General features: G+C 52.3%; 2 protein-coding genes. Both read left to right on the top strand.

The features are described from left to right. The first annotated feature begins 280 nt into the window (after window positions 1-280). On the top strand, window positions 281-11,035 hold the full coding sequence (gene srfAA, locus MJQ52_RS09745) for a surfactin non-ribosomal peptide synthetase SrfAA (RefSeq protein ID WP_434181775.1): 10,755 nt from the start codon (window positions 281-283) through the stop codon (window positions 11,033-11,035). A 21-nt stretch (window positions 11,036-11,056) separates the two neighbouring features. Then, on the top strand, window positions 11,057-21,817 hold the full coding sequence (gene srfAB, locus MJQ52_RS09740) for a surfactin non-ribosomal peptide synthetase SrfAB (RefSeq protein ID WP_434181773.1): 10,761 nt from the start codon (window positions 11,057-11,059) through the stop codon (window positions 21,815-21,817). Window positions 21,818-21,849: the final 32 nt, after the last annotated feature.

Here is a 21,849-nt window from a genome sequence, read left to right as displayed (position 1 = left end):
ACAATAATTTCATATAAAGTGAACGTAAGTAGATATATAGTAATTCATGAAGAAATAGGTAAACCCTGTTGCTTACAAACATTGGATTCTTGTCTTGATTTCTCATAAATTTGAGCCGCATTTCGGACTGTGCGGGTGAGTGGATTTCGGCGGTGATTGAATCGGGATCGTTTTGGAGGTAAGTGGTTCTTTTGGCTTGATAATGAGTTAGGGACATTGAGGGAGGCTGTTTCTAAGGGAGAATTGACAATTTTATCTTAAAAAGGGGAGGCGCACACATATGGAAATAACTTTTTATCCTTTAACAAATGCTCAAAAACGTATCTGGTATACAGAAAAATTCTATCCGAACACAAGTATTTCAAATCTTGCCGGGTTCGGGAAACTCATTTCTGATGACGGCGTACAGGCTCATTACGTTGAGAAAGCGATACAGGAATTCGTCCGGCGGTATGAGTCGATGAGAATCCGTCTGCGGCTTGATGATGAGGGGGAGCCCGTTCAATATGTGAGCGAATACCGTCCGCTGACTATCGAACATACAGACATCAGGCAAGCCGGCTGCTCTGCGGACGAGCTGTCCAAATGGGGGCGTGAAGAAGCTGGCAAGCCTCTGGCGTTATATGATCAGGATTTATTCCGTTTTTCCGTGTATACCATCAGCGAAAATGAGGTCTGGTTTTACGTTAATGTGCATCACGTTATTTCAGACGGGATTTCCATGACGATTCTGGGCAATGCGATTACTGAGATTTATTTGGAGCTTTCGGGCGGAGCAAGTATGGAACAGACGGAGATTCCTTCCTTTATCGAGCATGTGCTGACTGAGCAGGAATATGTGCAGTCGAAGCGGTTTAAAAAGGATCGGGATTTTTGGAACGGGCAGTTTGAGACCGTGCCGGAGCTTGTGTCCCTGAAACGGAGCCGGGCAGATGCGGGTCTTGATGCGAAACGGTTTTCTCAAGAAATTCCTCACGACTTATATGGCCGCATTCATTCATTCTGCGAGGAGCATAAAGTCAGCGTACTATCTCTGTTCCAATCAGCTTTGATCACTTATCTCTACAAAGTGACCGGCCGGGATGACGTTGTCACGGGTACGTTTATGGGAAACCGGACGAATGCGAAAGAAAAGCAGATGCTCGGGATGTTCGTATCTACGGTTCCTGTGCGGACAAGCGTTGACGGAGGACAGTCGTTCTTGGAATTCGTTAAAGGCCGGATGAAGGATCTGATGAAAATTCTCCGCCACCAAAAGTATCCGTATAACCTGCTTGTCAATGATTTGCGCGCTTCGAAAAGTTCGCTGAGCAGATTGTTTACGGTGGCTCTGGAGTACCAGGTGATGCAGTGGCAGAAAAAAGAGAATCTGTCCTTCCTGACAGACCCTATTTTCAGCGGAAGCGGTACAAATGATATTTCGATTCATGTGAAGGAACGATGGGACACTGGGAAATTGACGATTGATTTTGACTATCGCAGCGACATATTCAAGGGAGAGGAGATTGTATCTGTTTCTGAACGTTTGATCACGCTGATTGAAGATGCGATTTCATCTCCTGATCGCATAATTGATGAGCTTACTCTTCTTTCTGAATCCGAGAAAGAGCGGCTGCTGACACGGGCCTCAGGCAATCCGGTGAATTACCGCGGGGAGATGACGATACCGGGGCTGTTTGAAGAGAAAGTGAAGTCACTGTCTGACAAACCGGCGGTGGTGTATGAAGGCCGAACATTGTCCTATCGCACATTGCATGAACAGTCAGGCCGAATTGCCGGACGCCTTCTTAAAGCCGGGATATCAGCCGATACTCCTGTCGCGGTGCTGCTTGGCCGTTCTGAGCGTGTCATTGCGGCAATATTGGGAATTTTGAAAGCGGGCGGCGCTTATGTGCCGATAGATCCTGATTTTCCGGCGGATCGGATTCAGTACATTTTGGAGGACAGCGGAGCGAAGGCTGTTCTGACGGAGGCCGGAATACAGGCGCCTGTATCGGATGCCGAACGGATTGATTTTGACGAGGCTGTTCAGTTTGAAACGGCTGCGGACGGTGTCAGCACACAATCAGACCGGCTGGCTTACATCATCTACACGTCAGGTACAACCGGGCGGCCGAAAGGCGTGATGATTGAGCACCGGCAAGTTCATCATCTGGTGCAATCACTGCAGCAGGAGATTTATCAATGCGGTGAGCAGACATTAAGAATGGCGCTTTTGGCTCCGTTTCATTTTGATGCGTCCGTCAAACAGATTTTTGCCTCGCTTCTTTTGGGACAGACGCTTTATATCGTGCCGAAAACGACTGTAACGAATGGCTCGGCACTGCTGGACTATTATCGTCAAAACCGGATTGAAGCCACTGACGGAACCCCTGCGCATCTGCAGATGATGGTTGCGGCGGGAGATGTCAGCGGAATTGAATTGCGCCACATGCTCATTGGGGGAGAGGGCCTGTCCGCCGCTGTTGCTGAACAGCTGATGACGCTCTTTCATCAATCGGGCAGGGCGCCGCGTCTGACGAATGTGTACGGGCCGACAGAAACGTGCGTAGATGCATCCGTGCATCAGGTGTCAGCCGATAACGAAATGAATCAACAGGCGGCGTACGTTCCGATCGGAAAACCGCTCGGCAACGCCCGTTTGTATATATTGGATAAGCACCAGCGGCTTCAGCCCGACGGCACGGCCGGTGAGCTGTATATCGCGGGTGACGGTGTAGGCCGCGGCTATTTAAATCTTCCGGATTTGACCGCAGAGAAGTTTTTGCAAGATCCGTTTAACGGAAGCGGCCGCATGTACCGCACGGGTGATATGGCGCGCTGGCTGCCGGACGGGACGATCGAATATATCGGCCGTGAAGATGATCAGGTGAAAGTCCGCGGCTACCGTATTGAGCTGGGAGAAATTGAAACGGTGCTCAGAAAAGCTCCGGGCGCGGCCCAGGCCGTTGTGCTGGCGCGGCCGGATCAGCAGGGCAGCTTAGATGTTTGCGCATATATCGTTCAGGAAAAAGGAACCGAGTTTCACCCTGCCGAGTACAGGGAGTATGTGTCCAAGCACCTTCCAGATTACATGGTGCCCGCTTACTTTACAAAAACGGACGAAATTCCGCTCACGCCGAGCGGAAAGGCAGACCGCAAAAAGCTGTTTGCGCTCGATGTGCAGGCTGTCAGCTCATCCGAATATGCCGCGCCGAGAAATGAAACGGAGGAAACGCTCACCGTCATCTGGCAGGAAGTCCTCGGAATGGATAAGGCGGGCATTTATGATCATTTCTTCGAGTCTGGCGGTCATTCATTAAAGGCAATGACGCTTCTGACGAAAATTCATAAGCAAATGGGCGTTGAAATTCCGCTGCAATACTTGTTTGAGCATCCGACGATTGCGGCGCTTGCCGATTATGCGGAAAACCGAAACGAAGGACAGGCATTCAGTGCGATTGAGCCGGCTGAGAAGCAGGCGAGCTATCCGCTTTCGCTCGCTCAGCAGCGGACTTATATCGCGAGCCAATTTGAAGACGCGGGAGTCGGATATAACATGCCGGCTGCGGCCATGATTGAGGGCGCTTTAGACCGTGAAAAGCTTGAGCGTGCATTTTCTGCCTTAATCAGCAGGCATGAAGCGCTCAGAACATCGTTTCAATCAGAGGACGGCACGCCGAGACAGGTGATTCACGAACATGTTCCGTTTCATATTGAAATGATCGAAGCGCGCGGAAGAACGAATGAACAGGTCATGAAGGACTTTGTGCGCCGTTTTGATTTATCTGAGGCGCCGCTGTTCAGAATCGGCCTGCAAACGCTCGGTCACAATCGCCATATGCTGCTGTTTGATATGCATCACCTGATTTCTGACGGGGTGTCTATTTCCATCATGCTGAAGGAACTGGCTGACATCTACGGCGGAAATCAGCTGCCTGATTTGCGCATTCAATATAAAGATTATGCCGTATGGCAGGCGGAACGGGCGAAAGAAGGCTACAAGAAGGAGCGGGCGTACTGGAAAGAAGTCTTCAGCGGCGAACTGCCGGTGCTTCAGCTGCTCCCTGATTATCCGCGGCCGCAGGTGCAAAGCTTTGAAGGTGACCGCGTGTCCGTCAAGCTGCCGAGAATGCTGCGGGAACGGCTGCAGAAGCTTGCCGAGAAAAACGGAGCCACCCTTTACATGGTGCTGTTATCGGCATACTATACGCTGCTTTCTAAGTATTCGGGACAGGAAGACATCATCGTGGGAACACCGTCAGCGGGAAGAAATCACTCTGATACCGAGGGGCTTATCGGGATGTTTGTCAACACGCTTGCGCTGCGAAGCTCCGTGAAGCATGATCAGACATTTGCCGGCTTGTTAGGTCATGTGCGCAAGCAGGTGCTGGACGCGTTTTCCCATCAGGATTATCCGTTTGAGTGGCTGACCGAGGAGCTGAACGTGCCCCGGGACATGAGCAGGCATCCGATATTTGACACGATGTTCAGTCTGCAAAATGCTTCGGACGGAATTCCGGAGATCGGTAATCTGACGCTGTCTCTTCATGAAACAAACTTCAACATCGCCAAATTCGACCTGACCATGCAGGCCCGGGAAACAGCGGAAGGCATTGCGCTTGATTTGGATTATTGCACGAAGCTGTTTAAGCGCTCAACTGCGGATCGCATGCTTGCGCACTATGTCCGTCTGCTGGAGAGCGCGGCAGCTCAGCCGGATGCGAAAATCAGCGAATATGATCTGCTTTCTGAACGGGAGGCTTTGACTCAATTACAGCAATTCAACCCGGAACGCACGGTATACCCGAAAGAGCAAACGATCGTGCAGATCTTTGAAGAACAAGCCCGAAAGAACCCTGACCGGACGGCTCTTCAGTTCGAAGGGGAAACCCTGTCGTATCAGCATCTGAATGAACGCGCCAACAGGCTTGCGCGGCATATTCTTTCGGTCGGAGGCGGCGGAAAAACCGCGGCTGTTCTGTGTGAACGGTCAATGGATATGATTGTTTCCATTATGGCTGTGTTAAAAGCGGGGTCCGCCTATGTGCCGATTGATCCTGAGCATCCGGTTCAGCGGATTCAGCATTTCTTCCGCGACAGCGGGGCGAATGTGCTCATGACTCAGCAAAGCCTCAAGCCGCTTGCGGAAAAGGCCGGTTTTCAAGGCGTCATTGTGCTTGCTGATGATGAGGCGAGCTATGAAAAGGACTCTCGCAATCCAGCATTGCCGTTTGATTCCAAAACGATTGCCAATCTCACTTATACATCAGGCACGACGGGAACGCCGAAAGGAAACATCGTCACACATGCCAACATTTTGCGGACGGTAAAAAACACGAACTATTTGACTGTTTCTGAAGAGGACACAGTGCTCGGTCTGTCAAACTACGTCTTTGACGCTTTTATGTTTGATATGTTCGGTTCGCTGTTAAACGGTGCAAAGCTTGTGATCGTCCCGAAAGATACGGTGCTGGATATGTCACGCCTGTCCCGTGTGATCAAACGGGAGAACGTCAGCATTCTGATGATTACGACGGCCCTGTTCCACCTGCTTGTTGATATGGAGCCGTCCTGTCTGACGACGCTTCGGAAAATCATGTTCGGGGGCGAAAGAGCGTCTGTAGAACATGTCAAAAAAGCGCTGGCGGCAGTCGGAAAAGGAAGACTGCTTCATATGTACGGCCCGTCGGAAAGCACGGTGTTTGCGACATACCATCCGGTGGATGTCATTGAAGAGGATACGCTCTCCGTTCCGATCGGGAAACCGGTCAGCAATACGGAAGTCTTTATTATGAACTCAGCCGGACGCATTCAGCCGGCGGGTATCGCGGGAGAGCTGTGCGTCAGCGGGGAAGGTCTCGTAGAAGGGTACTACAACCGTCCTGAACTGACGGAAGAAAAATTTGTAGAGCATCCGTTTAAGGAAGGTGAACGGATGTATAAAACGGGCGACTTGGCCAGATGGCTTCCGAATGGCGATATCGAGTTTATCGGACGTATCGATCATCAGGTGAAAATCCGCGGTCAGCGGATTGAGCTTGGCGAAATTGAGCATCAGCTCCAAAGCCATGACCAGATTCAGGAATGCATTGTGCTCGCTGTGGATCAGGGCGCGGGTGACAAACTTCTTTGCGCGTATGTTGTCGGCCTCAGGGAAATCTCTTCCCGGGAGCTTAGGGAGCATACGGCGAAGGATCTTCCGGCTTATATGATTCCGTCCGTCTTTATTCAATTGGATGAACTGCCTCTTACAGGGAACGGAAAAATCGACAGGCGGGCGCTGCCGATGCCGGATGTGACCGCAGCGAATGCCGTGTCTTATACGGCGCCGCGCAACGAAACAGAACAAAAACTGGCGGATATTTGGGCTGAGGTGCTGCAAATGGAGCGGGTCGGCGTCCATGATCAGTTCTTTGAGATCGGAGGCCATTCGTTAGCGGGGATGAAACTGCTTGCCCTCATCCAGAAGACATTCGGCGTGCAGCTTACCTTAAAGGATCTGTTCACTTCTCCGACGGCTGCGGGGCTGGCGCAGCTGATTGAAGGGGCTGAGCGGAAGGCGGCTGAGAGCATCACACCGGCGGCCGAGCGGGAAACGTATCCGGTTTCTTCACCGCAGAAGCGGATGTTCGTGCTTCAGCAGCTGGAAGGCGCTGAAACAAGCTATAACATGCCGTCTGTGCTCCGCTTAAAAGGAAAGCTTGATGCAGAAAAGCTGAAATCCGTCATGAAACAGCTGACAGAACGCCATGAAGCCTTCAGAACGACATTTGACATAAAGGATGGAGAAACGGTTCAGCGCATATGGGCGGAAGCTGATATCGACATGGAATATTATGAAGCCTCTGAAGAAGATGCTGAACGGATTATTCAGAGCTTTATCCGGCCGTTCCGCCTGGATCAGCTTCCTCTCGTCAGAACGGGACTGGTCAAGCTGGCTGAACATGACCACCTGCTGCTGTTTGATATGCACCATATCATTTCGGACGGCGCTTCAGTCGGCGTGCTGATAGATGAACTGTCCCGATTGTATGGCGGCGAAACGCTTGAGCCGCTGCGGATTCATTATAAAGACTATGCGGTATGGCAGCAGAAATTTATTCAATCAGAGCAGTACCGCAAGCAGGAGGAGCATTGGCTTCGGGAGCTTGACGGCGAGCTTCCGGTATTGACGCTGCCGGCTGATTACAGCCGTCCGGCCGTGCAAACCTTTGAAGGAGACAAGCTGGTCTTTTCTCTGACTGAGGAACAGACGTCGGCTCTTCGCAGTCTTGCGAAACAAACGGATTCTACCATGTACATGGTGCTGCTGGCGTCATACAGCGTCTTTCTCTCAAAACTGAGCGGACAGCATGACATCATTGTCGGCTCGCCGGTTGCGGGACGGTCACATGCGGATCTCGCAAACGTCATCGGTGTTTTTGTGAATACACTCGCGCTTCGTACGTATCCGGAAGCGGACAAAACGTTCACGGACTATCTTAAAGAAGTGAAACAAACCGCTTTACATGCATTTGACGCGCAGGATTATCCGCTTGAAGACCTTCTGCAAAAGGTTGAGGTGCAGCGTGATACGAGCAGAAATCCGCTGTTTGATGCGGTATTCTCAATGCAAAATGCAAATGCGGAAGATCTGGTCATGGAAGGAATTGAGCTGAAGCACCATCCGTTTGACAGAAAAACAGCCAAGTTTGACCTGACAATGACGGCTGAGGACACAGACGAAGGCTTAACGTTTGTGCTTGAATATAACACCGCGCTGTTTAAACCGGAAACGGCAGAGACATGGAAGCATTACTGGCTTCAACTGTTAGAAGCAGCAGCGGAAAATCCGGCTGCGAAGCTTTCTGAGCTTTCATTGGTGAATAAAACAGAAAAACAAGCTCTCCTCAACGCATGGAAAGGAAAAACACTCTCTGTGCCGCGGGACAAAACGGTTCACCGTCTCTTTGAAGAAACGGCCGCCCGCCACGCGAACCGGCCGGCCGCGGCATATAACGGCGCGAAATGGACGTACGGCGAGCTGAACGCAAGGGCGAATCGCATCGCGCGCATTCTCATGGACTGCGGCGTCACGGCTGACGAGCGTGTCGGCATCCTGACGAAACCGTCCTTGGAAATGGCCGCGGGCGTACTCGGCGTCCTGAAAGCGGGCGCGGCATTTGTGCCGATTGACCCCGACTACCCGGAAGAGCGGATCATCTACATTCTGCAGGACAGCGGCGCGAAGCTTCTTCTCACACAGGAAGCGCTGGACGTGCCGGACAGCTACAACGGAGAAACGATTCTGCTTGACGGCGGACGCTCCATTCTGAGCCTGCCGCTTGATGAAAACGATGAAGCGAACCCGCAGACGGAAACAACGGCGGATCATCTCGCTTATATGATTTACACGTCAGGAACGACCGGACAGCCGAAAGGTGTCATGGTCGAACACCATGCGCTGGTGAACCTGTGCTTCTGGCATCACGACGCATTCGCCATGACGGCGGATGATAAAAGCGCCAAATACGCGGGCTTCGGTTTTGACGCCTCCATCTGGGAGATGTTCCCGACATGGACCATCGGCGCGGAGCTTCACGTCATTGACGAAGCGATCCGGCTGGATATCACCCGCTTAAATCACTATTTCGAAGAGCACGGCGTGACCATCACCTTCCTGCCTACGCAGCTCGCCGAACAATTTATGGAGCTGGAAAATACCTCTCTCCGCATGCTTCTCGTCGGCGGCGATAAGCTGAAGCGGGCGGTGAAACAGCCGTACACGATCGTCAACAACTACGGCCCGACGGAAAACACCGTCGTCGCGACAAGCGGCGTCATCAATCCGGAGGAAGGGTCGCTTTCGATCGGACGGGCGATTGCCAATACGAGAGCTTATATTCTCGGCGACGGCGATCAGGTGCAGCCGGAAGGCATTGCCGGTGAATTATGCGTGGCAGGCCGCGGACTTGCGCGCGGATACCTGAACCGTGAAGAAGAAACGGCGAAGCGGTTTACCGCCGATCCGTTCGTGCCCGGCGAGCGCATGTACCGGACCGGCGACCTCGTCAAATGGAACGCGCAGTGCGGCATCGAATACATCGGGCGTATCGACCAGCAGGTCAAAGTGCGGGGCTACCGGATCGAGCTTTCAGAAATCGAAGTCCGCCTCGCCCAGCTTGCGGACGTTCATGACGCAGCGGTGACGGCGGTGGAAGACAAAGCGGGCAATACCGCGCTTTGCGCCTATGTCGCGCCTCAGCAGGACGATATCGAAACGCTCAAAGCCGCGCTGAAAGACACGCTGCCTGACTACATGGTGCCGGCGTTCTGGGTGGAGATGGACGAGCTTCCGGTCACCGCAAACGGAAAGATTGACAAAAAAGCCCTGCCGGAACCGGACATTGAAGCGGGAAGCGCCGCGTACAAAGCGCCGGAAACGGAGATGGAGACGCTGCTTTCTGACATTTGGCAGGAAGTGCTCGGTCTTGACCAGATCGGCGTAAGCGATAATTTCTTCACGCTCGGCGGCGACTCGATCAAAGGCATCCAAATGGCGAGCCGCCTGAACCAGCACGGGTATAAATTGGAGATGAAAGACCTCTTCCAGCACCCGACCATCGAAGAACTCGTCTCTTATGTGGAGCGGACGGAAGGCAAGCAGGCCGACCAGGGCCCTGTCGAAGGTGAAGCGGAGTTAACGCCGATCCAGCGCTGGTTCTTTGAGAAAAACTTCACGGACAAACACCACTGGAATCAATCCGTCATGCTTCACGCGAAAGACGGCTTTGATCCGGAGATAACAGAAAAAACATTACATGTCCTGACGGTGCACCATGATGCGCTCCGGATGATTTATCGTGAACAAAAACCGTATTACAGAGGACTTGAGGATGTGTCTGTTGAACTGAACGTCTTTGAGCTGAACGGACCTGCTGAAGACCATGAGGACCGTATCGAAAGGGAAGCAGACCGTCTTCAAAGCAGTATTTCACTGGAAACAGGACATCTGCTGAAGGCCGGGCTCTTCCGGGCTGAAGATGGAGACCACCTTCTTCTCGCAATCCATCACTTAGTCGTGGATGGTGTATCTTGGCGGATTTTACTGGAGGACTTCACGTCCGTTTATACGCAGCTGAAGCAAGGCAATGAACCGGCGCTGCCGCCGAAAACACATTCATTCGCCGAATTTGCCGAGAGAATCAAAGAATACGCAAATACGAAGGCGTTTCTGAAAGAAGCGGATTACTGGAGAGAGCTTGAGGAAAAAGAGGTGTGCACTCAGCTTCCGAAAGACAGGCAGTCTGGTGATCAGCGCATGAAACATACGAGAACGGTCAGCTTCTCTCTGACGCCTGAACAAACGGAACAGCTGACGACAAACGTACATGAAGCCTATCACACCGAAATGAACGACATCCTGCTCACGGCGCTCGGACTGGCGCTGAAAGAGTGGACGGGTGAAGACACGATCGGCGTTCATTTGGAAGGCCACGGGCGCGAAGACATTCTTGACGGCTTGAATATCACCCGGACGGTCGGATGGTTTACGAGCATGTATCCGATGATCCTTGAGATGAAGCACGCCGACGATCTTTCATATCAGCTGAAACAAATGAAAGAAGACATCAGACACATCCCGAACAAAGGAGTCGGCTACGGTATTCTGCGTTATGTAACGGCGCCTGAGCATAAAGAGAATCTTTCATTTGAGATTGATCCGGATATCAGCTTTAACTACTTAGGCCAGTTTAATGAGATGTCGGATTCCGGCTTATTTACAAGATCCGGGATGCCGTCAGGACAATCGCTGAGCCCTGACACAGAGAAGCCGAATGCGCTTGATATTGTCGGATTTATAGAAAACGGGCAGATGACGATGACGTTTGCCTATCATTCTCTCGAATTTCATGAAAAAACCATTCAATCGTTCAGTGACAGCTTTAAAGGGCACCTCTTGAAAATCATAGATCACTGCCTGGCCCAAGACGGACCTGAGCTTACGCCTAGCGATCTTGGCGATGATGATCTGACGCTTGATGAACTTGATAAATTAATGGAAATTCTCTAACAGAAAAGACAGAGGTGACATATGAGCAAAAAATCAATTCAAAAGGTGTATGCACTCACACCGATGCAGGAGGGAATGCTGTATCATGCGCTGCTTGATCCGCATTCTTCCTCCTACTTCACACAATTAGAGCTTAGGATTCACGGAAGCTTTCAGCTGGAGCTTTTTGAAAAAAGCGTCAATGAGCTGATCCGGACATATGACATCCTGCGTACGGTATTCGTGCACCAGCAGCTTCAAAAACCGCGCCAAGTCGTATTGGCGGAGCGGAAGACGAAGGTGCACTATGAAGATATCAGTCAATTAGATGAAGCGCGCCAAACCGAATATATTGAACGCTATAAACGCAGCGTGCAGCAGCAGGGCTTTCATCTGGCGAAGGATATTCTCTTTAAAGCGGCGGTGTTCAGACTCAGTGAGAAGGAGCTGTATCTCGTCTGGAGCAATCATCATATCGTCATGGACGGCTGGAGTATGGGCGTTTTGATGAAAAGCCTGTTTCAAAACTATGAAGCGCTTCGTGCCGGCCGGCCCGCCGGGGGAAGCCAGGGCAAACCTTACTCTGACTATATCAAATGGCTCGGAGGCCGGGATTATGAGGAGGCGGAACAATATTGGAGCAGCCGCCTGGCGGATTTCGAACAGCCGAGCCTGCTGCCGGGCCGTCTGGCAGCAGAAAAGAAAGACTACCAAAATGAAGAATATTCTTTTGTCTGGGATGAGGAGCTGGTCGCGCAGATTCAGCAGACCGCCAACCGGCATCAAGTCACGGGGCCTAACCTGTTTCAGGCCGTTTGGGGTGCGGTGCTCAGCAAATACAACTATACAGACGATGTGGTGTTCGGCACCGTCGTATCAGGCCGTCCTTCAGAAATCAACGGCATTGAAACGATGGCGGGGCTGTTCATCAATACGATTCCCGTCAGAATCAAGATTGACAAAGATGCAGCCTTTTCGGACGTGATGGCGGCAGTTCAGAAAAACGCCGTGGAAGCCGAGCGCTATGATTATGTGCCGCTCTATGACATTCAAAAGCGCTCCGCCCTGGACGGCAGCCTCTTGAATCATTTGGTCGCGTTTGAAAACTATCCGCTGGACAAAGAGCTGGAAAACGGGGGCATGGAGGAAAGACTGGGCTTTTCCATTAAAGTTGAACATGCTTTTGAGCAGACGAGCTTTGATTTCAATCTCATCGTGTATCCGGGAAAAACGTGGACTGTCAAAATCAAATACAATGGAGCGGCTTTCGCTCATGATGCCATCGAACGAACGGCGCACCATCTGACCCGCATGATGAAAGCCGCGGTCGGAACGCCTGACGCGCCTGTGCGGGAACTCGGCCTTGTTTCAGGCAAAGAAGAGCGGCAGATTGTTGAGGTATTCAATGATACGAAAACGGCGCTTCCGGAAGAGGAGGCCGTTCACCGTTTGTTTGAAGCACAGGCAAACCGGACGCCTGCAAGCAGCGCAATAAAAGAAGCGGGACGCGAATGGACCTACCGTGAAGTGAACGAAGCGGCCAACCGCCTGGCGAGACGCCTTGTGAAGAGCGGGCTGGAAAAAGGCCGGACCGCCGCTATTATGAACGACCGGTCTGCGGAAACCGTTATAGGAATGCTTGCCGTCCTAAAAGCAGGCGGCGCATATGTGCCGATTGATCCGGCTTTTCCGGAGGACCGTCTCCGCTTTATGGCGGAAGACAGCTCGATTCGGCTCGTGCTGACGGTTCAGGCATATCAAGAACAAGCGGGCGCATTGCAAGTCCCGGTCGTCATGCTGGATGAAAGCGCGGATGAAACGGTAAGCGGAACAGACTTGAATCTTCCGGCCGGCGGCAACGACTTGGCGTATATCATGTATACATCCGGATCGACCGGCAAACCGAAAGGCGTCATGATTGAACACAGAAATATCATCAGGCTCGTCAAACATTCGAATTACGTGCCGGTTCATGAAGAAGACCGGATGGCGCAAACGGGAGCCGTCAGCTTTGATGCCGGAACCTTCGAAGTCTTCGGCGCATTGCTGAACGGAGCGTCATTGCACCCGGTGAAAAAAGAGACGCTGCTTGACGCCGGACAATTCGCCCAATTTCTGAAAGAGCAGCGGATCACGACCATGTGGCTGACGTCTCCGCTGTTTAATCAGCTTGCCCAAAAGGATGCCGGCATGTTTAACACGCTCCGGCACCTCATCATCGGCGGTGATGCGCTTGTGCCGCATATCGTCAGCAAAGTGAGGAAGGCATCACCGGAGCTGTCGCTTTGGAACGGCTACGGGCCGACGGAGAATACGACGTTTTCGACGAGTTTTCTCATTGATCAGGACTACGACGGCTCGATCCCGATCGGGAAGCCGATCGGAAATTCCACTGCGTACATTATGGACGAAAACCGCAACCTTCAGCCGATCGGCGCTCCCGGTGAGCTGTGCGTCGGCGGAAGCGGAGTGGCAAGAGGCTATGTGAATCTGCCTGAACTAACGGAGAAGCAGTTTGTCCGCGATCCGTTCAGACCGGATGAAATGATATACCGGACGGGGGACTTGGCGAAGTGGCTTCCGGACGGCACGATCGAGTTTCTCGGCAGAATTGACAATCAAGTAAAGGTCCGCGGTTTCAGAATCGAGCTCGGCGAAATCGAGGCGAAAATCAGCCAGGCGGAGAATGTGACGGAATCTGCGGCTGTGATCCGGAAAAATAAAGCGGATGAAAATGAAATCTGCGCTTACTTTACCGCAGACCAAGCCCTTTCGCCGGAAGACCTGCGCAAAACGCTTTCGGAATCACTTCCGGAATACATGATTCCCGCGCACTTCATCCAGATGAATCAGTTTCCGCTGACGGCGAACGGAAAAATTGATAAAAAAGCGCTGCCTGAGCCTCAGGCTGAAGCCGTTCAAAAAGAATACGAAGCGCCGAAAACGGAAGCGGAGCAGAAACTCGCGGACATTTGGGAAGGCATTCTCGGTGTAAAAGCGGGTGTGACTGACAATTTCTTCACGATTGGCGGACATTCTTTAAAAGCTATGATGATGACCGCTAAAATCCAGGAACACTTTCAAAAAGAAGTGCCGATTAAAGTGTTATTTGAAAAGCCGACCATTCAGGAGCTTGCGTATTATTTGGAGCATGAGAGCGAGGAGGAACAGCAGTTTGAACCGATCCGACAAGCGCCTTATCAGAAGCATTATCCTGTTTCCTCAGCACAGCGCAGGATGTATATCCTTAATCAGCTCGGACAGGCCAGCACGAGCTACAACGTCCCTGCTGTACTTCTGCTGGAAGGATCAGTAGACAAAAACCGTCTTGAAGAGGCCATGCAGGCATTAATCAACCGTCATGAGACACTGCGTACGTCGTTTGACATGGCAGATGGAGAAGTCGTGCAGACCATTCATAAAAATGTGTCGTTCGAGCTTGAAACCGCCGAGGGCCGGGAAGAAGATGCAGAAGAGCTGACAAAAGCCTTTATCAGGCCGTTTGCGCTCAATCATGCGCCGCTGGTCCGTTCGAAGCTGATCCGGCTTGAAGAAGATCGGCATCTTCTGCTGATTGACATGCACCACATTATTACGGACGGAAGCTCAATGGGCATTTTCATCGGTGATCTTGCGAAGCTTTATCAAGGCACGGAGCTTGAGCTGCCAAAGATTCATTATAAGGATTTTTCAGTCTGGCAGCGTGAAAAAGCAAATCTCGATCAGCACGAAGCTTACTGGCTTGATACGTTCAAAGGCGATCTGCCGGTGCTGGATCTGCCGCTTGATTTCCCGCGTCCTGCCGAGCGCAGTTTTGAAGGGGAACGCGTCATCTTCGGGCTTGATAAACAGGTGACGGCGCAGATTAAGAAGCTGCTGGCTGATACGGATACGACGATGTACATGTTCTTGTTAGCCGCTTTTCAAGTGCTGCTGTCCAAATATTCGGGGCAGGAAGACATCATAGTCGGGTCTCCGGCGGCCGGAAGACAGCATCCTGATCTCCAAGACGTGCCGGGCATGTTTGTCAACACTGTGGCGCTTCGGTCGCATCCTGCCGGCAAAAAAACGTTCAAGCAATTTCTGGATGAAGTGAAAACGGCGAGCCTTCAAGCTTTTGAGCATCAAAGCTATCCGCTTGAAGAATTAATTGAAAAACTGCCGTTAACGAGGGACACAAGCCGGAGTCCGCTGTTCAGCGTGTTATTTAATATGCAGAACATGGAGATCCCGGCCCTGCGGCTCGGAGATTTGGAGATTTCTTCTTACTCCATGCATCATCATGTCGCTAAATTTGATCTATCCTTAGAAGCGGCTGAGCGCGGAGAAGAGGTCGGATTGAGCTTTGATTACGCGAAAGCCTTATTTGCGGACGAAACCATCCGCCGCTGGAGCGCTCATTTTGTCAATCTGATTAAAGCCTGCGCTGAAAATCCGGATATTCAGCTGTCCGACGCAAGCCTGCTGTCCGCTCCTGAGCGGGAAGCGCTCCTTTCTGATGAAAAACGGACGGAAGCGGATCTGCCTGAGGGCACTTTTGTTTCGCTGTTTGAACGGCAAGCGCAAAAAACGCCTGATCTCACGGCGGTTGCGGGCGGCACAAGTCTGACATATCGTGAGCTTGATGAACGCTCGAACCGGTTTGCCCGCCACCTTCAGGCTTGCGGAACGGGCAGTGAGGACATCGTGGCCATTATGATGGATCGTTCGGCCGACTTGATTACCGCGATTCTCGGCGTCATGAAAGCCGGAGCGGCATTTCTCCCGATTGATCCGGAGACCCCTGAAGAGAGAATCCGCTACTCTCTTGAAGACAGCGGAACGAAGCTTCTGGTCGTTAATGAGAGAAACATGACCGCGGCCGCCGTTTATAAAGGAAAAACGGTCGTAATGGAAGACGGAGAATGGCAGAACGAAAGCGCCGACCGGCTTGAAACGGAGCCCGGCGCCGACCAGCTTGCCTATATCATTTATACCTCGGGAACAACGGGCAAACCGAAAGGCGTCCAGCTGGAGCACCGCAATCTAATCAATTATGTTACATGGTTCAGCCGTGAAGCCGGTTTGACCGAAGCTGACAAATCCGTGCTGCTGTCTTCTTACGCATTTGATCTCGGCTATACGGCCATATTCCCGATTCTTCAGGCGGGCGGCGAGCTGCACATTGTGCCGAAAGAGACGTACACCGCGCCTGATCAGCTTGGTGAGTATATACAGAAAAACGGCATTACGTATATGAAACTGACGCCGTCATTGTTCCATATGATCGTCAACACAGCCCGTTTTACGTCAGAACGCCGTTTCAGCCCGCTTCGTTTAGTGGTGCTCGGCGGAGAAAAGATCATCACGTCCGATGTCCGCAAGTTTCATGACGTATACGCCCATACCGACTTCATCAATCACTACGGGCCGACGGAAACGACGATCGGCGCCATTGCGGAACGGATCAATATGGAGCGTCTTGATCAATATGAGCAGCGTCCCGTCATCGGCCGCCCGATCGCAAATACCGGCGCGCTTGTATTGGACGGAGCAATGCAGCTCGTTCCTCCGGGCGCAAGCGGCGAGCTTTATATTACCGGGAAGGGGCTTGCCAGAGGATATCTTCACCGTCCGCAGCTGACGGCGGAGAAATTTCTCTCAAATCCTTTTTCACCGGACAGCCTGATGTACAAAACGGGAGATGTCGTCCGCAGGCTTTCTGACGGGACGATTGAATTTATCGGCCGTGCGGATGATCAAGTGAAAATCCGGGGCTACCGCATTGAATTAAAAGAGGTTGAAACTGTGCTGTTAAGCGTAAACGGCATTCAGGAGGCGGTCGTTCTCGCAGTCAGCGAAGGCGGGCTGCCGGAACTGTGCGCGTACTATAAAGCCGACAGCGGGCTGAAAGGCTCTGAGCTTCGCAAACGGCTTTCCGAAACACTGCCGTCTCATATGCTTCCGGCTTATTTCGTGCAGGTAGACCGCATTCCGCTCACAGCCAACGGAAAAACCGATAAAAACGCCCTCCCGAAACCGGGCGTCAGCCAAACGGCGCAAACAGCTTCAGCCTTGCCGGAAACGGAATTGGAGGAAAAGCTGTGCCGCATTTGGAAACAGACACTCGGTACGGATACGCTCGGCATCGACGATAATTTCTTCGATTACGGCGGGCACTCTTTAAAAGGCATGATGCTCCTCGCCAATATTCAGGCTGAACTGGACAAAACGGTTCCGTTAAAAGCGCTGTTCGAACAGCCGACTGTCCGCCTGCTTGCCGCATATATCGAAAAATCGGCGGTATCTGAGGGATATCGGATGATCACACCGGCAGACAGTGCAGACGCGTACCCGTTATCATCCGCCCAAAAACGGATGTACGTCCTGAACCAGCTTGACCGGGAGACAATCAGCTATAATATGCCGTCCGTTCTTCTGATGGAAGGAGAAGTCAATATTTCAAGGCTTCAGGAAGCGCTCAATCAGATGATCAATCGCCACGAATCTTTGCGGACGTCCTTTATCGATCAAAAAGGCCAGCCGATGCAGAAGATCGCAGAACAGGCTGACATTGACCTGCACATTTTTGAAGCAGCGGACGAGGAGAAAGCGGATCTTATCATTCAGGCATTCATTAAGCCGTTTGATCTGAGCGCGGCTCCGCTCATTCGGGCCGCTCTTGTCAGACTGAATGAAAAGAAACACCTGCTGCTGCTGGATATGCATCATATTATTGCCGACGGCGTGTCCAGAAGCATGCTGGTCAAAGAGCTCGCTCACCTTTACAAAGGCGGAAGTCTGCCGTCGCCGAACCTGCACTATAAAGACTTCGCCGTCTGGCAGAATGAACCCGGGCAGGCCGAACGGATGAAAGACCATGAACGTTATTGGCTCTCCGCATTTTCCGGCGAGCTTCCTGAATTGAATCTGCCGACCGATTTTCCCCGTCCGCCGGTTCAAAGTTTTAAAGGACAATCCGTCCGTTTCAGAGCGGGGCGTGAAACGGAAAAAGCGGTGCGTGAATTAATGGAATCATCGGGAGCGACTCTTCATATGGTGCTTCACGCCGCGTTCCATGTCTTTTTGAGCAAAATCACGGGGCAGCGCGATATCATTATCGGCTCGGTGACCGCCGGAAGAACGAGCGCCGAAGTTCAGGAAATGCCGGGGATGTTTGTCAATACGCTTGCGCTTCGCAATGAAACGCGAAAAGAGCAGACCTTCGCCGGGCTGCTCGAACGGGTGAAACAAACCAATCTCGACGCGCTGGCGCATCAGGATTATCCGTTTGAGGATCTGATCGGAAAGCTTGACCTGCCGAGAGATATGAGCCGCAACCCGTTGTTCCAGGTGATGGTGACGACAGAAGATCCGGATAAAGAAACACTGGAACTGGAGAACCTGCGCATCACTCCGTATGAGTCAAACCAAGGCACGGCGAAATTCGATCTGACACTCGGCGGTTTTACGGATCAAGAAGGTCTCGGCCTTCAGTTTGAATATGCGACTGATCTGTTTAAAAAAGAAACCATTGAAAAGTGGAGCGCCGGGTTCCTGCGGATTCTGAAGCAAGCGGCGGAAAGCCCGGACAGAAAGCTGCCTGAGATTTCACTGATCAGCGATACTGAAAAACAAGCCCTTCTTGACGCATGGAAAGGAAAAACAATTCCTGTGCCGCGGGACAAAACGGTTCATCGTCTCTTTGAAGAAACGGCCGCCCGCTACGCGAACCGGCCGGCCGCGGCATACAACGGCGCGAAATGGACGTACGGCGAGCTGAACGCAAGGGCGAACCGGATCGCGCGCATTCTCATGGACTGCGGCGTCACGGCTGACGAACGTGTCGGCATTTTAACGAAACCGTCCTTGGAAATGGCCGCGGGCGTACTCGGCGTCCTGAAAGCGGGCGCGGCATTTGTGCCGATTGACCCCGATTACCCGGAAGAGCGGATCAGCTACATTCTGCAGGACAGCGGCGCCAAGCTTCTTCTCACACAGGAAGCGCTGGACGTGCCGGATGGCTACAAAGGTGAAACGATTCTGCTTGACGGCGGACGCTCCATTCTGAGCCTGCCGCTTGATGAAAACGATGAAGCGAACCCGCAGACGGAAACAACGGCGGATCATCTCGCTTATATGATTTACACGTCAGGAACGACCGGACAGCCGAAGGGTGTCATGGTCGAACATCATGCGCTTGTGAACCTGTGCTTCTGGCATCACGACGCATTCGCCATGACGGCGGATGATAAAAGCGCCAAATACGCGGGCTTCGGTTTTGACGCCTCCATCTGGGAGATGTTCCCGACATGGACCATCGGCGCGGAGCTTCACGTCATTGACGAGGCGATCCGGCTGGATATCACCCGCTTAAATCACTATTTCGAGGAGAACGGCGTGACCATCACCTTCCTGCCGACGCAGCTGGCCGAACAATTTATGGAGCTGGAAAATACCTCTCTCCGCATGCTTCTCGTCGGCGGCGACAAGCTGAAGCGGGCGGTGAAACAGCCGTACACGATCGTCAACAACTACGGCCCGACGGAAAACACCGTCGTCGCGACAAGCGGCGTCATCAATCCTGAGGAAGGATCGCTTTCGATCGGACGGGCGATTGCCAATACGAGAGCTTATATTCTCGGCGACGGAGATCAGGTACAGCCGGAAGGCATTGCCGGTGAATTGTGCGTGGCCGGCCGCGGTCTGGCACGCGGATACCTGAACCGTGAAGAAGAAACGGCGAAGCGGTTTACCGCAGATCCGTTCGTGCCCGGCGAGCGCATGTACCGGACCGGCGACCTCGTCAAATGGAACGCGCAGAGCGGCATCGAATACATCGGCCGTATCGACCAGCAGGTCAAAGTGCGGGGCTACCGGATCGAGCTTTCAGAAATCGAAGTCCGTCTCGCCCAGCTTGCGGACGTTCATGACGCAGCGGTGACGGCTGTGGAAGACAAAGCGGGCAATACCGCGCTTTGCGCCTATGTCGCGCCTCAGCAGAACGATATTGAAGCGCTCAAAGCCGCGCTGAAAGACACGCTGCCTGACTACATGGTGCCGGCGTTCTGGGTGGAGATGGACGAGCTTCCGGTCACCGCAAACGGAAAGATTGACAAAAAAGCCCTGCCGGAACCGGACATTGAAGCGGGAAGCGCCGCGTATAAAGCGCCGGAAACGGAAATGGAGACGCTGCTTTCCGACATTTGGCAGGAAGTGCTCGGTCTTGATCAGATCGGCGTAAGCGATAATTTCTTCACGCTCGGCGGCGACTCGATCAAAGGCATCCAAATGGCGAGCCGCCTGAACCAGCACGGCTACAAGTTGGAGATGAAAGATCTCTTCCAGCACCCGACCATCGAAGAGCTCGTCTCTTATGTGGAGCGGACGGAAGGCAAGCAGGCCGACCAGGGACCTGTCGAAGGCGAAGCGGACTTAACGCCGATCCAGCGCTGGTTCTTTGAGAAAAACTTTACCGACAAACACCACTGGAACCAATCCGTCATGCTTCATGCGAAAGACGGCTTTGATCCGGACCTGGTGGAAAAAACCCTGCAAGCATTGATTGTACACCATGATACACTCCGCATGGTTTACCGTGAAGAAAGGGAAGGCATCATTCAGACATACCTCCCTGTCACAGAATGCAAGGCAAGCTTTGAAATCGTTGATCTGTACGGAACGGACGAGGATATGCTGAAAAGCCAGATTCAGCGGCTTGCCGATCATCTTCAGGGAAGTTTTGATCTGGAGAACGGCCCGCTGTTAAAAGCCGAGCAATACCGGACAGAACAAGGCGATCATCTGTTAATCGCGGTTCACCATCTCGTCGTGGACGGGGTTTCATGGAGAATTCTGCTTGAGGATTTCGCTTCAGGTTATAAACAGGCGCAGCAGCAAAACAGCATCGTCTTCCCGCAAAAAACCCACTCCTTTAAAGATTGGGCGGAGGCGCTGAACACGTTTGCGCAATCAGAAGAGCTGAAAAAGCAGGCGGCTTATTGGGCGCAGGCAGATGCGGAAGAACTCCGGCCGCTGCCGAAAGACCATGAGCCGACAAAACGGCTCGTCAAACATACGGCGGCCGTGAAATGTGAATTAACTGAGGAAGAAACGGCACAGCTGCTGACAGATGTTCATCATCCGTACGGAACGGAAATCAACGACATTCTGCTCAGCGCGCTCGGCTTAACGATCGGTGAATGGACGGAAAACGGCAAAGTCGGCATCAACTTAGAAGGACACGGCCGGGAAGAAATCATACCGAACGTCAATATTTCACGGACGGTCGGCTGGTTTACGGCCCAATATCCGTTGATTCTGCAGATCAGCAAGGAAGACGGCGTCTCTTCCATCATTAAAACGGTAAAAGAGACAGTGCGGCGCGTTCCTGATAAAGGTGTAGGATACGGGATTCTCCGGTATCTGTCATCCGATGAAACAGAAAAAGGCGTCACGCCTGAAATCAGTTTTAACTACTTGGGGCAGTTTGACAATGAAGTGAAAACGGAATGGTTTGAGCCGTCTCCATATGATATGGGACGTCAAGTCAGCGAAGAGTCAGAGGCGTTATACGCACTGAGCTTCAGCGGGATGGTTACAGGCGGCCGCTTCGTCATTTCCTGCTCATACAACCAGGAAGAATATGAAAGAAGCACCGTCGAAACACAGATGCAGCGGTTTAAAGACAATCTTTTAATGATCATCCGCCATTGCACGGCCAAAGAGGAGAAAGAATTTACGCCGAGCGATTTCAGCGCGCAGGATCTTGAGATGGATGAAATGGGAGACATCTTTGACATGCTTGAGGAGAATTTAACGTGACAAAAACAGTTAACAGAAGGGGGGAGCGGAGC

It is taken from the genome of Bacillus sp. jun7 (assembly GCF_051034795.1).
Classification (GTDB): domain Bacteria; phylum Bacillota; class Bacilli; order Bacillales; family Bacillaceae; genus Bacillus; species Bacillus velezensis.
This window is presented reverse-complemented; position numbering and strand designations above follow the sequence as displayed.

Bases quoted from the DNA above. Each gene is read 5' to 3' on its own strand.
- srfAA (WP_434181775.1), top strand. From the start codon at position 281: ATGGAAATAACTTTTTATCCTTTAACAAATGCTCAAAAACGTATCTGG.
- srfAB (WP_434181773.1), top strand. From the start codon at position 11,057: ATGAGCAAAAAATCAATTCAAAAGGTGTATGCACTCACACCGATGCAG.